Genomic DNA, 26,795 nt, shown 5'->3' on the forward strand with positions numbered 1-26,795 from the left:
GGCAGGCCGTCACCGCCGCGGGCAGCGGCTGCTCGGCCGCCATCGACGCCGAACGCTGGCTCGCCGACAACGAAGAAGACAGCGTCGCCGCACAGGGCGACGCCACCGAATTTCCCGGCAGTACCGACACATTGATTGGAGCGCCACAATGACCGACGCCGAAAAAGCCGGTGCCACAATAGAAGTCTCCGACGCGTCATTCTCCTCCGACGTGTTGTCCAGCAGTAAGCCTGTGCTGGTTGACTTTTGGGCGACCTGGTGCGGCCCTTGCAAGATGGTTGCGCCGGTTCTCGAGGAGATCGCCAGCGAGCGCGGCGAACATCTCACCGTTGCCAAGCTCGACGTCGACGCCAACCCCGAAACCGCGCAGAACTTCCAGGTGGTCTCCATCCCCACCCTGATCCTGTTCAAAGGCGGGCAGCCGGTGAAGCGGATCGTCGGCGCGAAAGGCAAGGCGTCTTTACTGCGTGAGCTCGCGGACGCGGTTCCCGACCTCGGCTGACATACATTTAATTCGTCGCACCACGCCCCGCGCATGGCCTGGGGTTTTCCCGAATTTACGAAGCATCTGCGACAATACGGTTAGCTGTTGCCTACATCTGAGCTTGTCAGTTAGTCCCGGAGGGCCCTTGGTATGTCGAGTCCGCGCCGCGAATACGGCGACGCGCTGCGCTGTGGTGACCGCAGCGCAGCTGTGACGGAGATCCGGGCAACGCTGGCCACACTGGGCCTGCTGGATAGCTCCGAGGACGATCTCAACACCGGGCGGCACGTGGCCCCCGGGCGGCACGTGGCCCTCGAACTTTTCGACGCCGAACTTGACCAGGCGGTTCGCGCCTTTCAACAGCATCGCGGTCTACTGGTGGACGGCATCGTCGGCGAGGCAACCTACCGGGCACTGAAGGAGGCGTCGTACCGGCTCGGTGCCCGCACGCTGTACCACCAATTCGGCGCCCCGCTGTTCGGCGATGATGTCGCCACACTGCAGGCACGGCTGCAGGATCTCGGCTTCTACACCGGTCTGGTCGACGGCTATTTCGGGTTGCAGACCCACAACGCTTTGATGTCGTATCAGCGCGAGTACGGGCTCTCCGCCGACGGCATCTGCGGCCCGGAAACGTTGCGCTCCTTTCACTTCCTGAGTTCACGGGTCACCGGCGGATCTCCGCACGCGCTGCGTGAGGAGGAGCTGGTTCGCTCATCGGGTCCCAAACTGTCGGGCAAGCGGATCATCATCGATCCGGGCCGCGGCGGCGCGGACCACGGCACGATCATGCAGGGCCCGTCGGGACCCGTGAGTGAAGCAGATGTGTTGTGGGACTTGGCCAGCCGCCTGGAGGGACGGATGGCCGCGATCGGCATGGAAACCTTCCTGTCCCGACCGGTCAGCCGTAGCCCCCTCGATGCCGAACGCGCGGCCACCGCGAACAACGTCGGCGCCGACCTGATGATCAGCCTGCGCTGCGAAAGTCAGATCAGCACCGCCGCCAACGGGGTGGCTTCCTTTCACTTCGGCAACTCGCACGGATCGGTCTCCACCATCGGGCGTAACCTCGCCGACTTCATCCAACGAGAAGTCGTGGCCCGCACCGGTTTACGAGACTGCCGCACGCACGGCCGGACATGGGACCTGCTGCGCCTGACCCGGATGCCGACGGTGCAGGTCGACGTCGGCTACATCACCAACCCGCGGGATCGCTCGATGCTGGTCTCGACCCAGACCCGTGACGCCATCGCCGAGGGGATCCTGGCCGCGGTCAAGCGGCTCTACCTGTTGGGCAAGAACGACCGGCCCACCGGCACATTCACTTTCGCCGAATTACTGGCCCACGAACTGTCGGTGGAGCGAACCAGCCAACTCGGCGGTTCCTAGGTTCTCACCACCCTCGGTGGTTTTCAACGCATTCGCTGTCGTAGACCCCGCGCCCACCGGCTGCTCCAAATGTGCGTTCTCCAGCAGGCGCTCCAGCGCGGCCTCCACTTCCGCCTTCCACCCGAGGCCCTTGTCGAGCTCGAGGCGCAGCCGCGGGAAGTACGTATGTGGCGCCACCACAACGAAACCCGCGTCCTTCAAGAATTCCGCATCCATGACGCAGTGATCCACCGAGCAGTCGCCGACGGCTTCCAGGACCGGCCGCACGTCCGGACCGACGAGGCGCGGATCCTGCAATTCCGAAGCCGCCGGGGTCCGGCCGAATGCTTCGAGCGCGCGGACGCCGCGGCGCACCAGTTCGTCGATGACCCGGGCGATCAAGCCGTGCGGTAGGTCGTCGGCCGCCGGCCCCGGTTCGATGCCCATCGACGTCAGCAGCACCGCGTCCGCGGACACCGGACCGGTCGGGAATCGTTGCGCCCGCGGCACCGCCCGCGGCGGCGCATAGAACACGTAACCCAAGCACGGCGGCTCGGCCTGACTTCGCTCGTCAGGGACGGCGGTCGCGACCTGTCCGCACGAGCCCCACTCCAGCATCACCATCGACAGCCACGCTTCTTTTTCGAATTCGGGGTCGGTGAGGTGATCCTGATTACCGAGGGTCGCGGGGTCGACTTCCCAGAAGACGCACCTGCGTGCGTGCTTGGGAAGCTGCTCGAACGCCTCGAGCCGTAGCGGCATGATTCGAGCGGACACTAGCCTCCTGGCTCCTGTGCGGTACTGCCGCGATCTGCGCCGGCAACCCCTCCAGAATAGGAGAGGTTGTCGTGATCGGGCCAGCTTTGGCCCGGCCACGGGGGTTGGCGGGCCCGAAACGACCGGTGCCATGCCGCCGCATCGCGCTTACGGTCGAAAGTTGTTGATACGCATGCCGATTCGTCGACCCGGAACACCTGACGCGTGTGAAGTCACCGCAAAAGCGGCCTCGGTGTCACAGTGACGTAATTACACGGTGTCCTAGTTCATGCCTTGGGCGGGGACATGACGTCGATGATCCGTTGCAAATCGTCCACCGAACCGAACTCGACGACGATCTTGCCCTTGCGTTTGCCCAGACTGACCGTGACCCGGGTGTCGAAGGCTGTCGAGAGCTTGTCAGCAACGTCTTGCAGGCCCGGCATCTGGATCGGCTTGCGACGCGGAGCTGTCGGCGTGGCCGCACCACCCCGGTTGGCCAAGGTGACTGCCTCCTCGGTGGCCCGCACCGACAGCCCCTCCGCGACGATCCGGGTAGCCAGCTCCTCCTGCGCCTCCGGGCCCGCCTCCAGCGACAGCAGTGCGCGCGCGTGACCGGCGGACAGCACGCCGGCGGCCACTCGACGCTGCACCGCGATCGGCAGCTTCAGCAACCGGATCATGTTGGTGATCAACGGCCGCGACCGGCCGATGCGCGCGGCAAGTTCATCGTGGGTGACCCCGAACTCGTCGAGCAGCTGTTGGTAGGCGGCCGCCTCTTCCAACGGGTTCAGTTGCACCCGATGGATGTTTTCCAAGAGGGCGTCGCGCAGCAGATTGTCGTCGCCGGTCTCGCGCACGATGGCCGGGATGGTCGCCAGGCCGGCCTCTTGGGCCGCGCGCCAGCGCCGCTCCCCCATCACGATCTGATAACGCGCACCGCTCGCGGAGTCCTTGACGGCCCGCACCACGATCGGCTGCAAGAGGCCGAACTCGCGAATGGAGTGCACCAGTTCCGATAGCGCTTCCTCGTCGAAGACCTGCCGGGGCTGACGCGGGTTGCGTTCGATGTCGGCCGGCGCGATCTCGCGGTAGACCGCTCCCACCGACGAGGCGTCCTGTGGCGGCGGTCCCCCGATCAAGACGTCGGCGGCGGCGTCGCCCATCCGCGGGCCGAGCGTCGCCGGCCCGGAGTCACCCTCCGCGGGGCCGGTCGGAATCAGCGAAGCCAGGCCCCGGCCGAGGCCACCCTTCTTGCGTAGCGGCTGCGTCATAGTCGTCCCTTCGCGGATGGTGGTCAATCGCGCTCGGCGAGTTCGCGGCTCGCATCGAGATAGCTCATCGCCCCGCGTGAGCCGGGGTCGTAATCGATGATTGTCATGCTGTAGCCAGGCGCCTCGGAAACCTTCACGCTGCGCGGAATCACTGTGCGCAACACCTTGCTTCCGAAGTACCGGCGTACCTCTTCCGCGACCTGGTCCGCGAGTTTGGTGCGGCCGTCGTACATGGTCAGCACGACAGTGGTCACCTCGAGTCTCGGATTGAGATGGGCCTTCACCATCTCGATGTTGCGCATCAGCTGCGAGACACCCTCGAGGGCGTAGTACTCGCACTGGATCGGGATCATCACCTCCGGCGCGGCGACGAGCGCGTTGATGGTCAGCAACCCGAGCGATGGCGGGCAGTCGATGAAGACGCAGTCGAAGTCGAGGCTGTCGAGGTCCGCCAGCGCGGTGCGCAGCCGGTTCTCGCGCGCCACCATGCTGACCAATTCGATTTCGGCGCCGGCCAGGTCGATCGTCGCCGGGATGCAGAACAGGCGCTCGTTGTGCGGGCTCTGTCGGAGTGCGTCCTGCACCGCGACCTCGCCGAGCAGAACCTCGTACGACGATGGCGTCCCCGATTGGCGGTCGGTGATGCCGAGCGCCGTGCTGGCGTTGCCCTGGGGATCGAGATCGATTACGAGGGTCTTGAGTCCCTGGAGCGCGAGGGCGGCCGCGAGGTTGACGGCGGTCGTCGTCTTCCCGACGCCACCCTTCTGATTCGCGACCGTGAACACCCGGCGATGGGACGGCCGGCGCAGCGGCGGGTAGGTGGTGTGCAGCACCCGCATCGCGCGCTCGGCGGCGGCCCCGATCGGGGTGTCGAATTCGTCCGCTGTTTCACGTGAAACATTCGTCCCTGCGGTCGGCGGGAGGGCAACCGGCGGCGGCGCGGATACGTCCGGACTCGCCGACGCTGGAGCTGGCGCTGCCGCCTGGTGAACGTCTGCCGGCGCGTGCGGAGCCACCGGCCAATCTCCTGAAGAACTCATCGGGTTCCGGCCTTCCCGGTCCGTGCCGGCTTGTGGTGTGGCGGCTTTCCGCGTCGCGCTGAAACTACGGTTGCGGGGGGACGCAAATAGTTCGCGCCACATGTCACCACCCTGACATCAGCGGCGCCCGATGCTGCCATCACACGCCGGTACTGTTCAACTTCATCGAAAGCCCGCTCCCCCTTGATGGCGAGCATCCGCCCGTCAGGGCGTAGCAGAGGCAGGCTCCACTTCGTCAGCTTGTCCAACGACGCAACCGCTCGCGACACCGCAGCATCCCTCTCCCCGAACCGGTTGCGCACTACCGGCTCCTCCGCACGGCCACGGACCACCTCGACGGCTAACCCTAGTTCGTTGATGACCTCGTTGAGAAATTCGCTGCGCCGCAACAGAGGCTCGAGCAATACCACGTCCAGATCGGGGCGTGCGATCGCCAACGGTATCCCGGGCAGGCCCGCCCCGCTGCCGATATCGATGATCCGTTCGCCCGAGCCGAGTAGTTCACCGAGGACCGCGCTGTTGAGAATGTGGCGGTCCCAGACACGGTCCACCTCTCGTGGACCGAGCAGCCCGCGTTCCGCCCCGGCAGTGGCAAGGAGTTCCGCATAGCGTTGAGCGGTTGCGAGCCGGTCGCCGAAGATCGCGGCCGCCGAGTCAGGGGCCGCGCCGACCCCGGCGCTCTCCCCCGGCGGTCCCGCCGCGGCGTCGGCGGGACCGACATGTTTCACGTGAAACATCCTCTAGTTGGAGCGTGCACTTGCAACCTTCGGAGGCCGGACGGCGACGGGAACTACACGGCTGTAACTATGGGCGGTCAGTCGTGCAGAACGACCACGCGGCGCGCGGGCTCGACGCCCTCGCTCTCGCTGTGCACCCCGGCGACCGCCGCGACGGCGTCGTGGACGATCTTGCGTTCGAACGGGGTCATCGGCGACAGCTCTTCACGGTCCCCGGATTCGAGCACCCGGCGCGCCACCTTGTCGCCCAGCGCCGCCAGTTCCTCCCGCCGCCGCCGGCGCCAGCTCGCGATGTCGAGCATCAACCGGCTCCGCACGCCCGTCTTCTGGTGCACCGCGAGCCGGGTGAGTTCCTGCAGCGCGTCGAGCACCTCACCGCCCCGGCCGACCAGTTTGTTCAAGTCGTCGCTGCCGTCGATGCTGACGATCGCGCGGCTGCCCTCGACGTCCAAGTCGATGTCACCGTCGAAGTCCAACAGGTCCAACAGCTCTTCGAGGTAGTCGCCGGCTATCTCGCCCTCGGCGACCAACCGCTCCTCGAGATCATCGATTTCCTCCGCACCGGATTCCGCCGCATCCTCGGCGGCCGCTTGCGTGTCGAGCTCCGTGTCGACGTCGCGCTCGGTGGTGTCGGCGTCTGTCATGTCTTCTCTCCCTCATTCCATGGGCTCCTGCCCAATTGGGGTCGCCCTGTCCGGGCGGCCCCCGATAGCTATTGCGTCCGGATCAGCGTTTGCGTTTTTTCGGTCGCGCCCCGGGTCGCGGCGTGCGGTTGGTCGGCTCGTTGCTCGCGTCGGCGGCCGGGCCGTCGGCTCCATCGGAATCCACCGTCGCCGAACCGGATGTATCGGTATCGCGGTCGGCCGTCGACGAGCCGTTGCCGCCCGGCGATGCGGCCTTGGGACTCCGCTTCGGCTTCGCTCCCGGCGCCGGCGCATTGGCCGCCCGACGCTGGATCACTTCCTGCTTCTTGGCTTCGTCCTCTTTTTCGATCATGCCGAAGACGTAGTGCTGTTGCCCGAAGGTCCAGATGTTGTTGGCGAACCAGTACAGGATGATCGCGAGCGGAAGGAACGGCCCGCCGACCACCACGCCGAGCGGGAAGACATAGAGCGCGAGTTTGTTCATCATCGCGGTCTGCGGGTTCGCCGCCGCCTCCGGGCTCTGCCGGGCGACCGATGCCCGGCTGTTGAAGTAGGTCGCGACGCCGGCCAGGATCATCACCGGCAGGCCCACCGCGATGACGGCCGGCCGGCTGAAGAACGTGAACGCGTCCAGCCCGGTGCGCTGCGTCATGAAGGCGCCGATGGGTGCGCCGAACAGGTTGGCGTCCAGGAAGTGTCCGACATCGGTCGGGGTGAAGACGTAGTTTCCGGTCAGGCGGTTCTGGGCCACCGACAAGTGGGGCTGGCCGAAGCCGCCGGTGGTTCGGTTGAACGAACGCAGCACGTGATACAGACCGATGAACACCGGGATCTGCGCCAGCATCGGCAGGCACCCCAGGATCGGGTTGAAGCCGTGCTCGCGCTGCAGCTTCTGCATCTCGAGCGCCATGCGCTGCCGATCCTTGCCGTACTTCTTCTGCAGCGCCTTGATTTGCGGCTGCAACTCCTGCATCTGACGCGTGGTCCGGATCTGCCGAACGAACGGCTTGTAGAGCAGCGCCCGAAGGCTGAAGACCAAGAACATCACCGACAGCGCCCAGGCGAAGAAGTTCGACGGCCCCAGCATGGAGGCGAACAACTTGTACCAAACCCACATGATCCACGACACCGGGTAGTAGACGAAGTCGAGGCTGAAGAAATCAAACAAAAGATCCACTCTCCCCTCGCGCCGCCCGGACAACCCAAGCGTCGCTGGCGTTTTGGCAATTCACGTGGCTTTCAGGGCGGTCCGGTATCGGATCCCATCCGCCTTCATGCCATGGTCCGCACTTGGCGAGTCTGGCCGCAGCCAACCAGCTCCCCCGAATCAGGCCATACTCGTTGAGCGCATCGACCGCGTACTGGCTGCAGGTCGGAACGAAGCGACACGTTGCCGGCCGTAGCGGCGACACCATATGCCGGTACAGCTGGATCAGAAAAATCACTCCGCGCGCGACGGCCCGTCCGGTCGTGCGGGTGAACGCGCGCAGCCGCGCCGCTGCCGTCACGACTTGCTCCCCGCCGTCGGCACGCGTCGTAAGCACCGGCGCAGTTCCTGCTCGAGCCGGGCCGAGGATGCGGTGCGGCTGCTGGGCAGCGCACGGATCACCAACTGATCGGATTGGCCGAGCTCGCTCAGCAGCGTGCGGGCCACATGCCGCAGCCGGCGGGAGACCCGGTGGCGTTCCACGGCGGATCCGACGGGCTTGCCCACAACCAATCCGACGCGCGGCGCACCGATTTCGTCGCAGTCCACTCCGCGGCGTAAGTGCACGACGACATCGGGCTGCGCCACCCGAATCCCGTGCTTCACCGCCGCGTCAAAGTCAATTGACCGCGTCATGCGGTTGCGTGCGGGAAGCACCGCCGAAAGACCTGACGTTGCGATCAGGCAGAGAGCGCGCGGCGACCCTTGCGGCGCCGACCGGACACGATCGCGCGTCCGGCACGAGTGCGCATCCGCAGGCGGAAACCATGCACGCGGGCTCGGCGCCGGTTATTCGGCTGGAAGGTCCGCTTGCCCTTGGCCACGACGTTCTCCTCGTTGTGTTGCCATCCGGCCGCTCAGACGTTTCGCATCGGGCTCGTCTGCGGTTCGACCGGAGGTGGTCTTGGTGCTGCTGGCCGGCGCGGTCCCCAAGTGGTTCGGGTCGCAGCCGTATCGCCGACTTTCGGGCGACTGTTTGAGGGTACTGACGAGCCTTCGCCTGGTCAAACCTGGCTTCCCGCAACGAACCCGCGCGGCGGCCAGAAAAAGATTTCCGTTTCGGTCACACCCGCTATCGAGGTGGCTACCATAACGAGCCGAAGCAGGCCCCACGTACCCTAAACGACCCGATTGGAATGCAGCGGAACGGTTGGCAGCCGAACGGAAAACTGTTAGCTTCTGCGAAGTCGCTTTAGACTGAAGCAGCGCTCGACAACGAAGCGAGGATGGTGGATCGACTAGCTGCCTAGACAACCTTTCGAGGTTCTCTTCCAGCGCGGAGATCGCGAGCCGTCGCCGGTAGGTTGTGGCTCGCCTACGATCATCCTGTCCACACCTGTGTATAACTATGTGGACAGTTGTTTTGTCGCCAAGCGTGGTGTAACTCGGGTCGGGACGTTCGAGAACCAGGGAGATGCGTCGTTGACCGATGACCCCGGTTCCAGTTTCACGACAGTGTGGAATGCGGTCGTTTCCGAACTCAACGGAGAGCCCACCGCCGACGGCATGGCCGCCAACCGCACGACTCTGGTCACTCCCCTCACCCCACAGCAACGAGCGTGGCTCAATCTGGTCCGCCCGCTGACCATCGTCGAGGGATTTGCTCTGCTGTCGGTGCCGAGCAGTTTTGTCCAAAACGAGATCGAACGACATCTGCGGGCCCCGATCACCGACGCGCTGAGCCGCCGGCTCGGGCAGCAGATCCAGCTGGGCGTCCGCATCGCTCCCCCGCCCGACGATGTCGAGGATGCGCTCATCTCGGCGGCGGAACCGTTCCCCGAATCCGATCCGTCGTTCACCGCTGACGCCGCAGCCGTCGAGACCGAGGAAGCCTTCGAAAACAGCGAGACCGTCAACGACAACCAGCCCGGCTGGCCCAACTACTTCACCGAACGGCCGCACGCCATCGATCCGGCCGTCGCCGCCGGAACGAGCCTCAACCGTCGCTACACCTTCGACACCTTTGTCATCGGCGCCTCGAACCGGTTCGCCCATGCCGCCGCCCTGGCCATCGCCGAAGCGCCGGCCCGGGCTTACAACCCGTTGTTCATCTGGGGTGAGTCGGGTCTGGGCAAGACCCACCTGTTGCACGCCGCCGGCAATTACGCGCAGCGGCTCTTCCCCGGGATGCGGGTCAAGTACGTCTCCACCGAGGAATTCACCAACGACTTCATCAACTCGCTTCGCGACGACCGCAAGGTGGCGTTCAAGCGCAGCTACCGCGACGTCGACGTGCTGCTGGTCGATGACATCCAGTTCATCGAGGGCAAGGAAGGGATCCAAGAGGAGTTCTTCCACACCTTCAACACCCTGCATAACGCCAACAAGCAGATCGTCATCTCGTCGGACCGGCCGCCCAAACAGCTGGCCACACTGGAAGACCGGCTCAGGACGCGGTTCGAGTGGGGCTTGATCACCGATGTCCAGCCCCCGGAGCTGGAAACCCGCATCGCCATCCTGCGTAAGAAAGCGCAGATGGAGCGACTGGCGGTCCCCGACGACGTGCTCGAGTTGATCGCCAGCAGCATCGAACGCAACATCCGTGAGCTCGAGGGCGCCCTGATCCGGGTGACCGCGTTCGCGTCGCTGAACAAGACGCCGATCGACAAGTCGCTCGCCGAGATTGTGCTGCGCGATCTGATCGCCGATGCCAGCACCATGCAGATCAGCGCGGCCACCATCATGGCGGCCACCGCCGAATACTTCGACACCACCGTCGAAGAGCTCCGCGGGCCCGGCAAGACACGGGCGCTGGCCCAGTCTCGTCAGATCGCCATGTATCTGTGCCGCGAACTCACCGACCTCTCACTGCCCAAGATCGGGCAGGCATTCGGCCGGGACCACACCACGGTCATGTATGCGCAGCGCAAGATCTTGTCCGAGATGGCCGAGCGGCGTGAGGTTTTTGATCACGTCAAGGAGCTCACCACTCGCATCCGTCAGCGCTCCAAGCGCTGACTTCCCCGCTCCCCCGGCGCTGCGAGCACCGAATTTCGTGCTTCCGCTGCCCTCTGTTGTAATTTTTTTCGAGAAACTTCACACCCGCCTGTCACATCCGCCACACCCACGGCATGTGCGCAGGGCTGTGCACAACGCAACTAAACGCCGGTGTAGTAACAAGCCTTGCGTGCACAGCCGCCGTCCGTCCCCATCCGCCCAACATGTCACCCACAGGCCTTCCCGCCGTGATGCACAACCCGATCGTGGCGCTAGCTGCGCCGAGACGGTGCTGTCCCCAGAATGCACAGGCCTTAATACTGGTACTGAGATCTCTTCATCGGTTCTTCTTTGAAATACAGGCTTGGGGACGCGCGGCGCACACTCGCCGGCCGAGGCTTCGTCGGCTCGGGTTGTCGGGCTTTGCGATTAGCTTTCAAGATGGCGTCGGAGGATCTACGGTTGTTCTTCGACTGCCGTTGCGATCGTCGTTGGCATTACGTGTCATCGGCGTTCGTGGCGGAGCCCCGTGCTAGCGGGGGCGGCTAGCCAATGGATTCGAAAAAACGCTGGGTAGGTGAAGGGACGCTATGGACGCGGCGACGACAACGGCTGGCCTCAGCGACTTGAAATTTCGTTTGGTGCGGGACTCTTTCGCAGACGCGGTGTCGTGGGTGGCGAAGAACCTGCCGTCCCGGCCTGCGGTGCCGGTGCTTTCCGGTGTGCTGCTCTCGGGAACCGATGAGGGCCTGACGATCTCCGGATTCGATTACGAGGTTTCGGCCGAAGCGCAGGTTGCAGCCGAAATAGCTTCTCCGGGAAGCGTTTTGGTATCCGGTCGGTTGTTGTCCGACATCGTGAGGGCGCTGCCGAACAAGCCGATCGACTTCTACGTCGACGGTAACCGGGTGGCGCTGCACTGCGGAAACGCCAGGTTCTCGCTGCCGACGATGGCGGTTGAGGATTACCCGACGCTGCCGGCGCTGCCGGAAGAGACCGGGACGCTGCCGGCCGACCTGTTCGCCGAGGCGATCAGCCAGGTCGCCATCGCGGCCGGCCGCGATGACACGTTGCCGATGCTGACCGGAATCAGAGTCGAGATTTCGGGTGACACGGTGGTTTTGGCCGCTACCGACAGGTTCCGCCTGGCAGTTCGCGAGCTGACCTGGTCGGCGGGCTCGCCCGACATCGAAGCCGCGGTCCTGGTCCCGGCCAAGACGCTGGCCGAGGCCGCGCGGACCGGCGCCGACGGTTCCGAGGTTCGGCTGTCATTGGGTGCGGGGTCGGGTGTCGGCAAAGACGGATTGCTCGGCATCAGCGGTAACGGCAAGCGCAGCACCACCCGCCTGCTGGATGCGGAATTCCCGAAATTCCGTCAGTTGTTGCCGGCGGAGCACACCGCGGTCGCGACCATCAACGTCGCGGAGTTGACCGAGGCGATCAAGCTGGTGGCGCTGGTGGCCGACCGGGGCGCCCAGGTGCGGATGGAATTCAGCGAGGGATCGCTGCGGCTGTCCGCGGGCGCCGATGACGTCGGCCGAGCCGAGGAGGACTTGGCGGTCGATTTCGTCGGGGAGCCGCTGACGATCGCCTTCAACCCGACGTATCTGACCGACGGACTGGGATCGGTCCATTCTGAGCGGGTGTCGTTCGGTTTCACGACGCCGGGCAAGCCGGCGTTGCTGCGTCCGGCGTTGAATGACGACAGCCACCCGACCGGCACGGGGCCCTACAGCGCCCTGCCGACCGATTACGTCTACTTGCTGATGCCCGTCCGGTTGCCTGGCTAGGTGTACGTCCGGCATTTGGGACTGCGCGATTTCCGGTCCTGGGCACACGCCGACCTCGAATTGCAGCCTGGTCGGACGGTCTTCATCGGGTCCAACGGGTTTGGGAAGACGAATCTACTTGAAGCTCTGTGGTATTCGAGCACCATGGGCTCGCATCGGGTGGGCACGGATGCGCCGTTGATCCGCGCCGGCGCCGACCGGGCGGTGGTTTCCACGATCGTGGTCAACGAAGGCAGGGAGTGCGCGGTCGATCTGGAAATCGCGGCCGGCCGGGCAAACAAGGCGCGACTGAATCGCTCACCGGTGCGCAGTACGCGCGAGGTGGTCGGGGTTTTGCGTGCGGTGCTGTTTGCTCCAGAGGATCTGTCCCTGGTCCGCGGGGACCCGTCCGATCGGCGCCGCTACCTCGACGATTTGGCGACGGTGCGCCGTCCGGCGGTGGCCGGGGTGCGTGCCGACTACGAAAAAGTCTTGCGGCAGCGCACGGCGCTGTTGAAATCCCTGTCCGGTGCGCGCTACCGCGGCGATCAGAGCGCCCTGGACACGCTGGACGTCTGGGACAGCCGGCTGGCCGAATACGGAGCCCAATTGATGGCCGTCCGTATCGATTTGGTCAACCAGTTGGCACCGGAGGTCGAGAAGGCTTATCAGCTGCTGGCGCCGGGATCGCGCGCCGCCTCCATCGGCTATCGATCCAGCCTGGGCGCCGAGGCCGCGGCGGATATCGCCGGTGCCGACCGCGAGTTCCTGGAAGCCGCCTTGCTCGCGGCATTGTCGGCGCGCCGCGACGCGGAGTTGGAACGCGGCATGTGCCTCATCGGCCCGCACCGTGACGACCTCGAATTGTGGCTCGGCGACCAGCCCGCGAAAGGCTTTGCCAGCCACGGGGAATCGTGGTCGTTCGCGTTGTCGCTGCGGTTGGCCGCTTACGAATTGCTGCGGGCCGAAGAGAGCGATCCCGTGTTATTGCTCGACGATGTGTTCGCCGAACTCGACGCGGCGCGGCGCCGGGCGCTGGCCACGGTGGCCGAGTCGGCCGAACAGGTGTTGGTCACCGCGGCGGTGCTGGAAGACATTCCGGCGGGCTGGGAGGCCCGGCAGGTATACGTCGACTTACGGGACAGCGACTCGGGACGGATATCGGAGATGCGCTCGTGACCGGCACGGATGACGGTCCGCGTCCTACCGAGCCGTTGAGTGCGCTCAGTGGGATCGATCTGGTGCGGCGCACCCTCGAGGAGGCGCGTGCCGCCGCGCGGGCTCAGGGAAAAGACGCCGGTCGTGGCCGGGCGGTGGCCCCCGCTGCGCGCCGGGTGGCGGGCCAGCGGCGCAGTTGGTCGGGACCAGGACCCGATGCTCGCGATCCCCAACCGCTGGGCAGTCTGGCGCGTGATCTGGCGAAGAAACGCGGCTGGTCGGCGCAAGTCGCCGAGGGCACCGTGCTGGGCAACTGGTCGACCGTCGTCGGACACCAGATCGCCGACCATGCGACGCCGACCGCCCTCAATGATGGTGTGCTGAGTGTGGCCGCCGAATCGACGGCATGGGCCACCCAGTTGCGGATGATCCAGTCGCAGTTACTGGCCAAGATCGCCGCCGCCGTCGGCAACGATGTGGTGACATCGTTGAAAATCACCGGCCCGGCTGCGCCCTCGTGGCGCAAGGGGCCGCGTCACATCGCTGGAAGAGGCCCGCGCGACACCTACGGTTAGGGAGTTTGATTCCCGTCCGCGGATCCCCGGACGGGGGTTCGTCCACAGGCCCCTGAAATCCGCCAGGACGACGCGGAGCCCCTCGACGCACGTCGGGACGCGGCCAGAATAAAGAAATCGTGCGCACGGCGCGGTTAGCTGGGTAGAAACGCGGCCAGAAAATCGGTGCGGACGGTTGATCACGCTAGACTGGCAGGATGCGACTGTTGCGGTGACTGGAACCGCCCGCATGAAACCCCAAGGAGAGCATTCCGACCGTGGCTGCCCAGAAGAAGAAGGCGCAAGACGAATACGGCGCTTCAGCGATCACCGTGCTCGAAGGCCTGGAAGCCGTCCGCAAACGCCCCGGTATGTACATCGGGTCCACCGGTGAGCGTGGTCTGCACCACCTCATCTGGGAGGTGGTCGACAACTCGGTCGACGAGGCGATGGCCGGCTACGCCGACAAGGTCGACGTTCGCATTCTCGACGACGGCAGCGTCGAGGTCTCCGACAACGGTCGTGGCATCCCGGTGGCCATGCACGCGACCGGCGCCCCCACCGTCGACGTCGTGATGACCCAGCTGCACGCGGGTGGCAAGTTCGGCGGTGAGAACAGCGGTTACAACGTCAGCGGTGGTCTGCACGGCGTCGGTGTGTCGGTGGTCAACGCCCTCTCGACCCGCCTCGAGGTGGACATCGCGCGCGACGGCCACGAATGGTCGCAGTATTACGACCGCGCGGTGCCCGGAACCCTCAAGCAGGGTGAGGCGACGAAGCGGACCGGCACGACGATTCGGTTCTGGGCCGATCCCGACATCTTCGAAACCACCGATTACGACTTCGAGACGGTGGCGCGCCGGCTGCAAGAAATGGCCTTCCTCAACAAGGGACTGACGATCAACCTCACCGACGAACGGGTGACCAAGGAGGAGGTCGTCGACGAGGTCGTCAGCGACACCGCCGAAGCACCCAAGTCGGCTGAGGAAAAAGCTGCGGAATCGACTGCGCACCACAAGGTTAAGCACCGCACGTTCCACTACCCCGGTGGGCTGGTCGACTTCGTCAAACACATCAACCGCACGAAGAGCCCGATCCAGCAGAGCATCATCGACTTCGACGGCAAGGGCCCCGGCCACGAGATCGAAATCGCCATGCAGTGGAACGGCGGCTACTCGGAATCGGTGCACACCTTCGCCAACACCATCAACACGCACGAGGGCGGTACCCACGAAGAGGGCTTCCGCAGTGCGTTGACGACGGTGGTCAACAAGTACGCCAAAGACAAGAAGCTGCTGAAGGACAAGGATCCGAACCTCACCGGCGACGATATCCGTGAAGGACTGGCCGCGGTGATCTCGGTCAAGGTCAGCGAACCCCAATTCGAAGGCCAGACCAAGACCAAGCTGGGCAACACCGAGGTCAAGTCGTTCGTGCAGAGGGTCTGCAACGAACAACTCACGCACTGGTTCGAAGCCAACCCCGCGGACGCCAAGGTCGTGGTCAATAAGGCGGTGTCGTCGGCGCAGGCCCGCATCGCCGCGCGCAAAGCGCGAGAGTTGGTGCGCCGCAAGAGCGCCACCGATCTCGGCGGGCTGCCCGGCAAGCTCGCCGACTGCCGCTCCACCGACCCGCGGAAGTCGGAACTGTATGTGGTGGAGGGCGACTCGGCCGGTGGTTCGGCCAAGAGTGGCCGCGACTCGATGTTCCAGGCCATCCTGCCGCTGCGCGGCAAGATCATCAACGTCGAAAAGGCGCGCATCGACCGGGTTTTGAAGAACACCGAAGTCCAGGCGATCATCACCGCGCTGGGCACCGGTATCCACGACGAGTTCGACATCACCAAGCTGCGTTATCACAAGATCGTGCTGATGGCCGACGCGGATGTTGACGGCCAGCACATCTCGACCCTGTTGTTGACGCTGCTGTTCCGGTTCATGCGGCCGCTGATCGAGCACGGACACGTGTTCCTGGCACAGCCGCCGCTGTACAAGCTGAAGTGGCAGCGCAGCGATCCCGAATTCGCCTACTCCGACCGCGAGCGCGACGGCTTGCTGGACGCCGGGCAGAAGGCGGGCAAAAAGATCAACAAGGACGACGGGATCCAGCGCTACAAGGGTCTCGGCGAAATGGATGCCAAGGAATTGTGGGAAACCACAATGGATCCCAGCGTCCGGGTGCTGCGCCAAGTCACGCTCGACGACGCCGCGGCCGCCGACGAACTGTTCTCCATCCTGATGGGCGAGGACGTGGATGCGCGCCGCAGCTTTATCACCCGTAATGCCAAGGACGTTCGCTTCCTGGACGTCTGAGCGATCAGACCCGGCCCACCGTTGACCAACCAACGAGGAATACATGACTGACACCACGCTGCCGCCAGGTGACGACTCCGTCGACCGCATCCAGCCGGTCGACATCCAGCAGGAGATGCAGCGCAGCTACATCGATTACGCGATGAGCGTCATCGTCGGCCGTGCGCTGCCCGAGGTGCGCGACGGCCTCAAGCCGGTGCACCGCCGGGTGCTCTATGCGATGTATGACTCCGGGTTCCGCCCGGACCGCAGCCACGCCAAGTCGGCGCGTTCGGTCGCCGAGACGATGGGTAACTACCACCCGCACGGCGATGCGTCGATCTACGACACCCTGGTGCGCATGGCGCAGCCGTGGTCGCTGCGTTATCCGCTGGTCGACGGGCAGGGCAACTTCGGTTCGCCGGGTAACGACCCGCCGGCCGCCATGCGGTACACCGAGGCGCGGCTGACCCCGCTCGCGATGGAGATGCTGCGCGAAATCGACGAGGAGACAGTCGATTTCATCCCCAACTACGACGGTCGTGTGCAGGAACCGACCGTGCTGCCCAGCCGGTTCCCCAACTTGCTGGCCAACGGCTCCGGCGGCATCGCGGTCGGCATGGCGACCAACATCCCTCCGCACAACCTGCGCGAGTTGGCCGAAGCCGTCTACTGGTGCCTGGACAATCACGAGGCCGACGAAGAGGCCACGCTGGCAGCGGTCTGCGAGCGGGTCAAGGGCCCGGACTTCCCCACCCACGGTCTGATCGTCGGATCGCAAGGCATCCACGACGCCTACACCACCGGCCGTGGCTCGATCCGGATGCGCGGAGTCGTTGAGGTGGAAGAGGATTCACGTGGCCGCACCTCGCTGGTGATCACCGAGCTGCCCTACCAGGTGAACCACGACAACTTCATCACCTCGATCGCCGAGCAGGTCCGCGACGGCAAGCTGGCCGGCATCTCCAACATCGAAGACCAGTCCAGCGACCGCGTCGGTCTGCGCATCGTGGTGGAGATCAAGCGCGACGCCGTGGCGAAGGTGGTGCTGAACAACCTCTACAAGCACACCCAGCTGCAGACCAGCTTCGGTGCGAACATGCTCTCGATCGTCGACGGGGTGCCGCGCACGCTGCGACTCGACCAGATGATCCGCTACTACGTCGCGCATCAGCTCGACGTCATCGTCCGGCGCACCACCTACCGGTTGCGCAAGGCGAACGAACGCGCGCACATCTTGCGCGGTCTGGTCAAAGCGCTCGACGCGCTGGACGAGGTGATCGCCCTGATCCGCGCGTCGGAGACGGTGGAGATCGCGCGGGCCGGCCTGATCGAGCTGCTCGATATCGACGAAATCCAGGCGCAGGCGATCCTGGACATGCAGCTGCGCCGGCTGGCCGCCCTGGAACGCCAGCGCATCATCGACGACCTGGCCAAGATCGAGGCCGAGATCGCGGACCTGGAAGACATCCTGGCCAAGCCCGAGCGGCAGCGCGCGATCGTGCACGACGAGCTGTCCGAGATCGTCGACAAGCACGGCGACGAGCGTCGTACCCGGATCATCGCGGCCGATGGCGACGTCAACGACGAGGACCTGATCGCCCGCGAGGACGTCGTCGTCACCATCACCGAGACCGGCTACGCCAAGCGCACCAAGACCGACCTGTACCGCAGCCAGAAACGCGGCGGCAAGGGCGTGCAGGGCGCCGGCCTGAAGCAGGACGACATCGTGCGGCATTTCTTCGTATGCTCCACGCACGACTGGATCCTGTTCTTCACCACGCAGGGGCGGGTGTATCGCGCCAAGGCGTACGAACTGCCCGAGGCCTCGAGGACGGCTCGCGGTCAGCACGTCGCCAACCTGCTGGCGTTCCAACCCGAGGAGCGCATCGCGCAGGTCATCCAGATCCGGGGCTACGAGGACGCCCCGTACCTGGTGCTGGCGACCCGCAACGGTCTGGTGAAGAAGACGAAGCTGACCGACTTCGATTCGAACCGCTCGGGTGGAATCGTGGCGATCAACCTGCGCGACAACGACGAACTGGTCGGCGCGGTGCTCTGCTCCGCCGACGAGGACCTGCTGCTGGTCTCGGCCAACGGCCAGTCCATCCGGTTCTCGGCGACCGACGAAGCGCTGCGCCCGATGGGCCGCGCGACCTCCGGCGTGCAGGGCATGCGGTTCAACGCCGACGACTACCTGTTGTCGCTGAACGTGGTGCGCGAGGACACTTACCTGCTGGTGGCGACGTCGGGCGGCTACGCCAAGCGCACCGCGATTGAGGAGTATCCGGTGCAGGGCCGCGGCGGCAAGGGAGTCCTGACGGTGATGTACGACCGCCGGCGTGGCAGGCTGGTTGGTGCGTTGATTGTCGATGAGGACAGCGAGCTGTACGCAATCACCTCGGGAGGCGGCGTCATCCGCACCGCAGCGGGCCAGGTTCGCAAGGCGGGACGGCAGACCAAGGGCGTGCGCCTGATGAACCTGGGTGAGGAGAACACGCTGTTGGCCATCGCCCGCAACGCGGAAGAAAACGCGGACGAAGTCGTCGAGGAAAGCGCCGGTGCCGCGGAGTCGGACAGCTAGCCGGCGCCGAGCCACTAGACTCAGCCCGACCAGACATAATGCGACTGCCACCGCGTGGGCGGCCAGGGTAGGAGACCTAAGGAGTCGGGGTGACCTCACCGAACGAGCCGGGCGCCCCCAATAAGGGGGACGGCCCCAACGGGGATGGTTCGGTCGAGCGTGCCGGGGTGCGCCGCGCCGCGCCGCCTGCGCAGGGTGGCCGCAGCCAAGAGGGCGGGGATGGGCCGCCCTGGCAGCGCGGCGGCGCCCGTCCCCAGCAGCCGGGACCTCGGCAGGGTGAGCCGCCCACCGAGAAGCGGCCATCCGGTCAGGCCGGCGGCGTCGAAGCCCGGCTGAACCGTTTCATCTCCGGCACTGCGGCACCCGGCGCTCCGTCGCATGCCAAAGAGCCCGAGTCCACGCGTGGTGAGGCATCACCGACGGAGGCCTACGCCAGCGAGCTACCGGATCTGTCCGGCCCGCTGCCACGCGGCCCGCACCGCAAGCCCACCCCCGAGCGGCCCGCGGAGTCGTCGAGCTCGTCGGGCGCCGGACGTTCGGCTACCGCCGAAACCCGGGAGGGACGGGACAGCCGCGACAACCGGGTGCAGGTGTCCCGGCGCACGCGGGGTCCGGTACGCGCGAGTATGCAGATCCGCCGTATCGACCCGTGGAGCACATTGAAGGTGTCGTTGCTGCTCTCGGTGGCGTTGTTCTTCGTCTGGATGATCGCCGTCGCGTTTCTCTACCTCGTGCTCGGCGGCATGGGTGTGTGGTCGAAGTTGAACAGCAACGTCGGTGACCTGCTGAACAACACCAGCGGCAGCAGCGGCGAACTGGTGTCCAGCGGCACGATCTTCGGCGGCGCCGTCCTGATCGGCTTGGTCAACATCGTGCTGCTGACCGCGATGGCGACCATCGCGGCGTTCGTCTACAACCTGACGACCGATCTGATCGGTGGCGTCGAGGTCACGCTGGCGGACCGCGACTAGCAGTGGATGCTGCGCTTTTGGGAGTAGGGCAGGGATTGCGGTAATCTCGTCGCTCGGCCGTACGCGAGTACGGGCCTATAGCTCAGGCGGTTAGAGCGCTTCGCTGATAACGAAGAGGTCGGAGGTTCGAGTCCTCCTAGGCCCACAACCATGTGCCCGTCAAGACGTTGCGTAAGGCTCGCACTGCCACTGGGACTCATCGCCGTATTGGCAGCGGTGGCGTGGTCACGACGTGGAGTCGAGGTCTGGCACGTGGCTGTGGATGACCAAGGTCAGCCACTCAGTCACGGTGAGGGGCCTTAGCTCAGTTGGTAGAGCACCGCCTTTGCAAGGCGGGTGTCAGGGGTTCGATTCCCCTAGGCTCCACAAGTCAAGTCCCTTCCCTGCAACCTCGCGTTTGGCGGGGTCGCCCAGTCGTTCCCGCACTCAGTTAACTCTCGCTTCGCACTCGGCTCGCGGTTAACCCGCGCCGCAAACCGGCTGCGATCCGCTAGCATGCCCGACAACTGACCGGTTGCTACCCAGCGATAAGGCAGCCCACAGCGCAACTCGACCGTTGCTGTGAGGAGGAACGGGTTTGTTCGGGCCAATTCATCATCGGGGGCGGATTCAGGACCGGCTGTGTCTGTGGTCCCCGTAGTCAAGGCATCCTGTACCCCGGTTGCGGTGATCGGCATGGCTTGCCGACTCCCCGGCGGCATCGACTCTCCCGAACGGCTATGGGAGGCGCTGCTGCGCGGCGACGACCTGGTCACCGAAATTCCACCCGACCGGTGGGACGCCGACGAGTATTACGATCCCCAGCCCGGCGTGCCGGGTCGATCGGTGTGTAAGTGGGGCGCCTTCCTGGATGACGTGGCTGGCTTTGACCCCGAATTTTTCGGCATCACCGAAAAAGAAGCGACGGCGATGGATCCCCAGCACCGCTTGTTGCTGGAGACCGCGTGGGAGGCCATGGAGCACGGCGGCCTGACGCGCAAGAGGCTGGCCCGTTCGCGGACGGGCGTGTTCGTGGGATTGATGCACGACGACTACCAACTCGTACACGCCGAAGCCGACGCCTTGGAGGGGCCGTACGGATACATGGGCAACAGCTTCGCCATGGGTTCCGGGCGGATCGCCTACACGATGGGCCTGCAGGGTCCGGCGATGACGGTGGACACCGCGTGCTCGTCCGGCCTGGCCGCGGTGCATGTGGCCTGTCGCAGCTTGCATGACGGCGAAAGCGACATGGCCCTGGCCGGCGGCGTCTCGGTGTCATTTGAACCGCGCAAATCCTGTTCGGGTTCCGCGATCGGAATGTTGTCCGCAACCGGACGCTGCCACGCATTCGACATCGCCGCCGACGGGTTCGTGGCCGGCGAGGGTTGTGTCGTGCTGTTGCTCAAGCGGTTAGCGGATGCGCTGCGCGACGGCGACCGGATCTTGGCTGTGCTACGCGGCACCGCCGCCAACCAGGATGGCCACACGCCGAATATCGTGACGCCGTCGCGAGCCGCACAAGTCGAAGCCTATAGGGAAGCACTGGCCGGGGCCGGTGTGGACGCCCGCACCGTCGGCATGGTGGAGGCACACGGTCCCGGCACCCCGGTGGGCGATCCCATCGAATACGCCAGCCTGGCAGAGGTGTACGGCCTTGACGGGCCATGCGCGCTGGCATCGGTGAAGACCAACTTCGGCCACACCCAATCGGCTGCCGGAGCGCTGGGGCTGATGAAGGCGGTCCTGGTGCTGCAGCACGGTGTGATTCCACGCAACCTGCACTTCACCCGACTGCCTGATGAGATGGCCCGGATCGAGACCAATCTCTTTGTGCCGCAGGAGAATACCCCGTGGCCCAGCAATGGTCACCATGGACCCCGGCGAGCGGCGGTGTCGTCATACGGGTTCTCCGGAACCAACGTGCACGCCATTGTGGAGCAGGCACCCGAGACGGTCGTACCGGACGCCGCGCCAACCACTCCCGCCCTTGACGGCTCGCTGCTGTTCGCGTTGTCGGCCACGTCGGCCGGCGGACTGCGGCAAACGGCCGGGCGCCTCGCTGACTGGGTCGACGTGCACGGGGCGGACCTTGCGGCAACGGATCTGGCGTACACGCTTGCGCGTAGGCGTGCGCACCGGTCGGTGCGCACAGCGGTCATCGCACCAGGCATCAAGGAACTGAACGAGGGTCTGCGCAAGGTCGCCGAAACCGATTTCCCGTATCAGCCCACGGTCGGGCAGGACGATCGAGGCCCGGTATGGGTTTTCTCCGGGCAGGGTTCGCAGTGGGCGGCGATGGGCACCGACCTGCTCGCAACCGAGCCGGTGTTCGCCGCGACCGTGGCCCAGGTCGAGCCGATGATCGCCGCTGAGTCGGGATTCTCTGTCACCGAGGCGATTTCGGCGCGCGAGACGGTGAGCGGGATCGATCGGATTCAGCCCGCGCTGTTCACCATGCAGGTCGCGCTGGCGGCCACGATGAAGGCATACGGCGTTCAGCCGGGCGCCGTGATCGGCCACTCGATGGGCGAGGCCGCGGCCGCGGTTGTGGCGGGAGCGCTAACGCTGGAAGACGGGGTCCGCGTGATCTGCCGCCGCTCGCGGCTGATGTCCACGATCGCCGGTTCCGGGGCGATGGCGTCGGTGGAACTGCCCGCCGAGCAAGTGCTTTTGGAACTGACGGCCCGCGGCGTCGAAGACGTCGTGCTGGCGGTGGTGGCCTCGCCACGTTCCACGGTGATCGGCGGCGCCGCGCAGACGGTGCGGGATTTGGTCACTGCCTGGGAGCAAAGGGATTTGGTGGCACGCGAGATCGCCGTCGATGTCGCCTCCCACTCCCCCCAGGTCGATCCCATCCTCGACGAACTGTGCGACGTGCTCGCCGAGATTAGGCCCACGACACCACAGCTGCCGTTCTACTCCGCGACCGCGTTCGACCCGCGCGAGCAGCCCGTGTGCGATGCCTGGTACTGGTCGGACAATTTGCGTCACATGGTGCGTTTCGCCGCGGCTGTACAGGCGGCGTTGGAGGACGGCTTCCGGGTCTTCGCGGAATTGGCTCCGCACCCTCTGCTCACCCACGCCGTCGAGCAGACAGCCGGCGGCGCCGGTATGCCGGTGGCCGCGCTCACCGCCATGCGCCGCGAGCAACCGCTACCGCACGGCCTGCGCAGCTTGCTGACGGATTTGTTCAGTGCCGGTGCAGCGATTGACTTCTCGGTGATCTACCCGAGCGGCGTGCTGGTAGATTCACCGCTGCCGGCATGGAGTCACCGCCCGCTGCTGCTGACCCGCAAAGCCCCGGATCCGCGGGGGCGCGGGGCCGGCACGGTTGCCGCGCACCCGTTGCTGGGGGCGCATGTGCGATTGCACGAGGAGCCGGAACGTCACGTTTGGCAGGGCGAGGTCGGCACCGCGGCCCAGCCCTGGCTGGGCGACCACCGGATACACAATGTGGCGGCCCTTCCGGGGGCGGCCTACTGCGAGATGGCACTGGCCGCGGCTCGCACGATCCATGGCGAGAAGTCTGAGGTTCGCGATATCCGTTTCGAGGCGATGCTGTTGCTGGACGACGAGACGCCGGTATCGGCGGTCGCATCGGTGACCGCGGCGGGCGCTGCCGACTTCGTGGTGGAGACCTTCCAGGACGGCACGCACATTCGCCGGGCGACAGCGGTGTTACACGCCGGAATGGATGAGGACCAGCCACCGGCGCACGACATGGCCGCCCTACTCACGGCCCACTCATGCCGGCTCGACGGGGCCGAACTGCGGCAGCGGTTCGACGGACACGGTTTGCAGTACGGTCCGGCGTTCGCCGGACTGGCCGCAGCGCACGGTGCAGAGGAGTCGATCGGCACAGTGCTGGCCGAGGTGGGCCTACCCGGCCCTATCCGCTCGCAACACAGCGCCTACGGCGTCCATCCAGCCTTGTTGGACGCCTGTTTTCAGTCGGTCGCCGCTCATTCCGGCGCTCAGGTCGCAGGTGACGCCGGGTTGCTGCTGCCGCTGGGCGTACGTCGAGTCTGTGCCTATGGTTCTGCTCGCACCGCGCGCTATTGCTACACGACGTTGACTCGGGCCGACGGGGTCGGGTTGGAGGCCGACCTCGATGTGCTCGATGAGCACGGGACGGTCCTGCTGGCCGTGCGCGGACTGCAACTCGGGACCGGGTCCCCGGAGAGCGCAAACCGTGATCGCGTGCTGAACGAGCGGCTGCTGAGCATCGAGTGGAAACAGCGAACCCTGCCAGATGTGGATCACGTCGGCCCCGGAACGTGTTTGTTGATCAGTACTTCCGCTACTGCAGATGTCATGGCGACAAGCCTGACCGACGCACTGAAGGCCGAGGGCGCCAGGTGCGCGACCATGACATGGCCGCAGCATGCCGATCACCATGCGAACACCGAATTGCTCGGCACGCATCTTGCCGATCAGGTCAGCAGGGCCGTCATACTCACCGGCCCCAAGAATGGCAACCCGGAGCAGGAGTGTGGGCTGCTCGGCGGCGACTATGTGCGTCACCTGGTGCGAATCGCCCGGAAAATCACGGACATTGACGAAGAGCCCCCGCGACTTTACCTCGTAACGCGGAACGCTCAGACCGTGTTGCCGGGCGACGTGCCGAACCTCGAGCAGGCTGGGCTCCGCGGGCTGATGCGAGCGATCAGCACGGAGTATCCGCATCTGCGCGCCACCCAGATCGACATGGGTGAGGACGGCGAGGCCGAGCGGCTGGCACGGCAACTGCTGGGGAGCTCGGAGGAGGACGAGACGGCCTGGCGGAACGGCGAGTGGTATACGGCGCGCCTGAGTCCCGCACCGCTACGCCCTGAGGAACGGCGAACCACCGTGGTGGACCACCGGCACGATGGCATGCGCATACAGATCCGCACGCCCGGTGACTTGGAAACCATGGAACTCGCAGCCTTCCAACGGGTTTCGCCGCAGCCCGGCGAGATCGAAGTAAAGGTGAGGGCATCTGGCGTCAACTTCGCCGATGTCCTCTTGGCCGATGGCCGGTATCCCAGTATCGACGGGGATGTACCGCAGCTTGGTATGGATTTTGCCGGCGTTGTGACCGCGGTCGGTTCCGACGTGACAACTCATCGCTTGGGCGACCGTGTCGGCGGTTTCTCCAAGAACGGTTGCTGGTCCACGTTCATCACATGTGATGCGCGCCTGGCCGTGACGCTGCCGCGGGGCCTCACCGAGGCCCAAGCGGCGGCGGTGAGCACCCCGCACGCCATCGCCTGGTATGCCCTGCACGATCAGGCCAGGATCACCAGCGGTGACCGGGTGTTGATCCACTCCGCCACGGGCAGCGTGGGGCGGGCGGCGATCGCGATCGCCCGTGCCGCGGGCGCCGAGATCTTCGCTACCGCCGGCAGCGAGCAGCGCCGAGAACTCCTGCGCGGCCTGGATATCCAGCATATCTACGACTCCCGCAATACCGACTTTGCCGAGCATATCCGGCGTGAAACCGACGGAGAAGGCGTCGACATCGTGCTCAACTCGCTTCCTGGCGCCGCACAGCGCGCCGGGCTGGAAGTGCTGTCCGTCGGCGGACGATTTGTGGAGATCGGTAAGCACGATGTCTACGCCAACACCCGAGTGGGGCTCTTCCCGTTCCATCGCAATCTCACGTTCCACTACATCGACCTGGCGCTGATGTCACAGAGCCATCCAAAGCGGATCGGCGACCTGCTGGGCACGGTGTACCGGCTCGTCGCAGACGGTGAGTTGCCATTACCGGAATGCACTCACCATCCCCTCGGCGATGCGGCCACGGCCGTCCGCACGATGAGCGCCGACGAGCAGACGGGCAAGATCGTGCTCGACGTGCCCCAGTCCGGACACACCAGCGTCGTGGTACCGCCCGAGCAGGCACGACCTTTCCGGCAGGACGGCTCCTACATCGTCACCGGCGGCCTCGGTGGCATCGGATTGTTTCTCGCCGAGAAAATGGCCGCCGCCGGCTGTGGGCGCATCGTGCTCAGCTCCCGTTCCCAGCCCAATCCCAAGGCGCTGGAGACGATCGAGCTCATCCGGGCGATGGGCACCGACATCGCGGTGGAATGCGGCGACATCACCGAAGTCGACACAGCGCCGCGTCTGGTAGGCGCGGCGACCGCCACCGGCCTTCCGTTGCGTGGGGTGCTGCACGCCGCTGCGGTATTCGAAAACGCGATGCTGGCGAACATGACCGACGAGCTCATCGACCGCAACTGGGCTCCAAAGGTGCACGGCGCGTGGAACTTACACCACGCCACGTCCACTCTGCCCCTGGATTGGTTCTGCTTGTTCTCCTCGGCGGTAGGTCTGGTGGGCTCGCCCGGGCAAGGGGCGTACGCCGCCGCCAACGGCTGGCTGGACGCATTCGCGCGGTGGCGCCGAACCCGGGGCCTACCCGCCACCGGGATCGGGTGGGCATTGTGGGCCGAGGTGGGCCGCGCCGCAGAACTTCGAGCCGAGGCCGGCGAGGCGATGGCGCCCGGGCGCGACGGAGAAGGGACCGCCATCGCGCACTGGCGTGACACCGCGTTCACCGCCGACGAGGGTGGCTACGCATTCGAGGCCCTGCTGTGCCATGACCGCGCGTACTCCGGGTATGCAAAGCTGACGGGAACGCCGTGGTTCGGCGCCTACGCGCAGCGCAGCCGGTTCGCTGAATTGTTCCGGTCCAACGATCAAAGCGCATCGGAAACAGGCGAATTGCTCAACGAATTGTATGCTCTGCCATCGGAGGAGTGGCCCGTCCGACTACGTCGCATGATCTCCGATGCGGTCAGCCTGATTCTGCGCCGCACCATCGATCCTGACCACCCGCTCTCCGAATATGGCCTTGATTCCATGGGAAACCTCGAGCTGCGCACCCGCGTCGAGGCCGAAACAGGGATACGCGTCACCACCAACGACATCACCACCATTCAGGGCTTGGCCGGGCTGCTATGCGAAAGGTTGGCTCCCACAGGCAGTCTCGGACCCGTGACAACAGGCCAGCACCTCGAAACGCCGGCCGAGCCGCAAGCCGACTAGA

Annotated in this window: 19 protein-coding genes, 2 tRNA genes and 1 pseudogene; 13 read left to right on the top strand and 9 right to left on the bottom strand. The window is 65.6% G+C overall.

Features of this window, described 5'->3' with window-relative positions; genetic code table 11:
* The 3 genes and pseudogenes from A5708_RS26870 to A5708_RS15305 form a co-directional block, all read left to right on the top strand.
* Positions 1–152: pseudogene (locus A5708_RS26870) on the top strand (thioredoxin-disulfide reductase); the annotation flags it as partial.
* Positions 149–502, top strand: coding sequence for a thioredoxin (gene trxA, locus A5708_RS15300; RefSeq protein ID WP_065029437.1), 354 nt, complete (start codon positions 149–151; stop codon positions 500–502). The pseudogene A5708_RS26870 and the gene trxA, both read left to right, overlap by 4 nt.
* Before the next feature lie 132 nt (positions 503–634).
* Positions 635–1,873: an N-acetylmuramoyl-L-alanine amidase gene (locus tag A5708_RS15305; protein ID WP_065029438.1), complete on the top strand. Its 1,239-nt coding sequence runs from the start codon at positions 635–637 to the stop codon at positions 1,871–1,873.
* On the opposite strand, the gene A5708_RS15310 is transcribed toward A5708_RS15305, so the two are convergent.
* The 9 genes from A5708_RS15310 to rpmH form a co-directional block, all read right to left on the bottom strand.
* Complete coding sequence (locus tag A5708_RS15310; protein WP_155766036.1) at positions 1,820–2,629, bottom strand: acetyltransferase; 810 nt, start codon at positions 2,627–2,629, stop codon at positions 1,820–1,822. The two genes, A5708_RS15305 and A5708_RS15310, sit on opposite strands and share 54 nt — an antisense overlap.
* Positions 2,630–2,895: 266 nt before the next feature.
* Entirely contained in the window at positions 2,896–3,882 is a 987-nt protein-coding gene (locus A5708_RS15315) for a ParB/RepB/Spo0J family partition protein (protein ID WP_064953460.1), read from the bottom strand.
* Between the two features lie 23 nt (positions 3,883–3,905).
* On the bottom strand, positions 3,906–4,922 hold the full coding sequence (locus tag A5708_RS15320) for a ParA family protein (RefSeq protein WP_081292970.1): 1,017 nt from the start codon (positions 4,920–4,922) through the stop codon (positions 3,906–3,908).
* Complete coding sequence (rsmG, locus tag A5708_RS15325) at positions 4,919–5,659, bottom strand: 16S rRNA (guanine(527)-N(7))-methyltransferase RsmG (protein WP_065029441.1); 741 nt, start codon at positions 5,657–5,659, stop codon at positions 4,919–4,921. Before rsmG ends, A5708_RS15320 begins: the two co-directional genes overlap by 4 nt.
* 77 nt (positions 5,660–5,736) lie before the next feature.
* Entirely contained in the window at positions 5,737–6,303 is a 567-nt protein-coding gene (locus A5708_RS15330) for a protein jag (protein ID WP_065029442.1), read from the bottom strand.
* 82 nt (positions 6,304–6,385) lie between these two features.
* Positions 6,386–7,480, bottom strand: coding sequence for a membrane protein insertase YidC (yidC, locus tag A5708_RS15335; RefSeq protein ID WP_081292971.1), 1,095 nt, complete (start codon positions 7,478–7,480; stop codon positions 6,386–6,388).
* A complete protein-coding gene (yidD, locus tag A5708_RS26300; RefSeq protein WP_081292972.1) occupies positions 7,464–7,811 on the bottom strand; it encodes a membrane protein insertion efficiency factor YidD in 348 nt (115 codons plus the stop codon). The genes yidC and yidD overlap by 17 nt, the downstream gene beginning before the upstream one ends.
* On the bottom strand, positions 7,808–8,167 hold the full coding sequence (rnpA, locus tag A5708_RS15340; protein ID WP_065029443.1) for a ribonuclease P protein component: 360 nt from the start codon (positions 8,165–8,167) through the stop codon (positions 7,808–7,810). Before rnpA ends, yidD begins: the two co-directional genes overlap by 4 nt.
* A 23-nt stretch (positions 8,168–8,190) precedes the next feature.
* The gene (rpmH, locus tag A5708_RS26305) at positions 8,191–8,334 is read right to left on the bottom strand and encodes a 50S ribosomal protein L34 (RefSeq protein WP_003874369.1); all 144 of its coding nucleotides are present in this window, start codon (positions 8,332–8,334) and stop codon (positions 8,191–8,193) included.
* A gap of 598 nt (positions 8,335–8,932) precedes the next feature.
* Here rpmH and dnaA point away from each other — a divergent pair.
* From dnaA to pks2, 10 genes are all read left to right on the top strand, one after another.
* A complete protein-coding gene (gene dnaA, locus A5708_RS15345) occupies positions 8,933–10,468 on the top strand; it encodes a chromosomal replication initiator protein DnaA (RefSeq protein ID WP_065029444.1) in 1,536 nt (511 codons plus the stop codon).
* Positions 10,469–11,037: 569 nt separating this feature from the next.
* Positions 11,038–12,237 (top strand): DNA polymerase III subunit beta, encoded by a 1,200-nt coding sequence (gene dnaN, locus A5708_RS15350; protein WP_065029445.1) that lies wholly within the window; start codon positions 11,038–11,040, stop codon positions 12,235–12,237.
* Positions 12,238–13,395: a DNA replication/repair protein RecF gene (gene recF, locus A5708_RS15355; RefSeq protein WP_065029446.1), complete on the top strand. Its 1,158-nt coding sequence runs from the start codon at positions 12,238–12,240 to the stop codon at positions 13,393–13,395. It begins immediately after the preceding gene.
* Complete coding sequence (locus A5708_RS15360) at positions 13,392–13,949, top strand: DUF721 family protein (protein WP_065029447.1); 558 nt, start codon at positions 13,392–13,394, stop codon at positions 13,947–13,949. Before recF ends, A5708_RS15360 begins: the two co-directional genes overlap by 4 nt.
* A 257-nt stretch (positions 13,950–14,206) precedes the next feature.
* Positions 14,207–16,240: a DNA topoisomerase (ATP-hydrolyzing) subunit B gene (gyrB, locus tag A5708_RS15365; protein WP_065029448.1), complete on the top strand. Its 2,034-nt coding sequence runs from the start codon at positions 14,207–14,209 to the stop codon at positions 16,238–16,240.
* Between the two features lie 43 nt (positions 16,241–16,283).
* Complete coding sequence (gene gyrA / locus A5708_RS15370; RefSeq protein ID WP_065029449.1) at positions 16,284–18,803, top strand: DNA gyrase subunit A; 2,520 nt, start codon at positions 16,284–16,286, stop codon at positions 18,801–18,803.
* A gap of 89 nt (positions 18,804–18,892) precedes the next feature.
* The gene (locus tag A5708_RS15375; protein ID WP_065029450.1) at positions 18,893–19,774 is read left to right on the top strand and encodes a DUF3566 domain-containing protein; all 882 of its coding nucleotides are present in this window, start codon (positions 18,893–18,895) and stop codon (positions 19,772–19,774) included.
* 71 nt (positions 19,775–19,845) lie between these two features.
* Positions 19,846–19,919: transfer RNA gene (locus A5708_RS15380), tRNA-Ile, on the top strand.
* A 148-nt stretch (positions 19,920–20,067) separates the two neighbouring features.
* Positions 20,068–20,140: transfer RNA gene (locus A5708_RS15385), tRNA-Ala, on the top strand.
* A 255-nt stretch (positions 20,141–20,395) separates the two neighbouring features.
* Positions 20,396–26,794, top strand: coding sequence for a sulfolipid-1 biosynthesis phthioceranic/hydroxyphthioceranic acid synthase (gene pks2, locus A5708_RS15390; RefSeq protein ID WP_269199397.1), 6,399 nt, complete (start codon positions 20,396–20,398; stop codon positions 26,792–26,794).
* Position 26,795: the final 1 nt, after the last annotated feature.

This window comes from Mycobacterium colombiense (genome assembly GCF_001672755.1).
GTDB classification, from domain to species: Bacteria; Actinomycetota; Actinomycetes; order Mycobacteriales; family Mycobacteriaceae; genus Mycobacterium; species Mycobacterium colombiense_C.

Coding starts and splice junctions, on each gene's coding strand:
- trxA (WP_065029437.1), top strand. CDS start 149: ATGACCGACGCCGAAAAAGCCGGTGCCACAATAGAAGTCTCCGACGCG.
- A5708_RS15305 (WP_065029438.1), top strand. CDS start 635: ATGTCGAGTCCGCGCCGCGAATACGGCGACGCGCTGCGCTGTGGTGAC.
- A5708_RS15315 (WP_064953460.1), bottom strand. CDS start 3,882: ATGACGCAGCCGCTACGCAAGAAGGGTGGCCTCGGCCGGGGCCTGGCT.
- A5708_RS15320 (WP_081292970.1), bottom strand. CDS start 4,922: ATGAGTTCTTCAGGAGATTGGCCGGTGGCTCCGCACGCGCCGGCAGAC.
- rsmG (WP_065029441.1), bottom strand. CDS start 5,659: ATGTTTCACGTGAAACATGTCGGTCCCGCCGACGCCGCGGCGGGACCG.
- A5708_RS15330 (WP_065029442.1), bottom strand. CDS start 6,303: ATGACAGACGCCGACACCACCGAGCGCGACGTCGACACGGAGCTCGAC.
- dnaN (WP_065029445.1), top strand. CDS start 11,038: ATGGACGCGGCGACGACAACGGCTGGCCTCAGCGACTTGAAATTTCGT.
- gyrA (WP_065029449.1), top strand. CDS start 16,284: ATGACTGACACCACGCTGCCGCCAGGTGACGACTCCGTCGACCGCATC.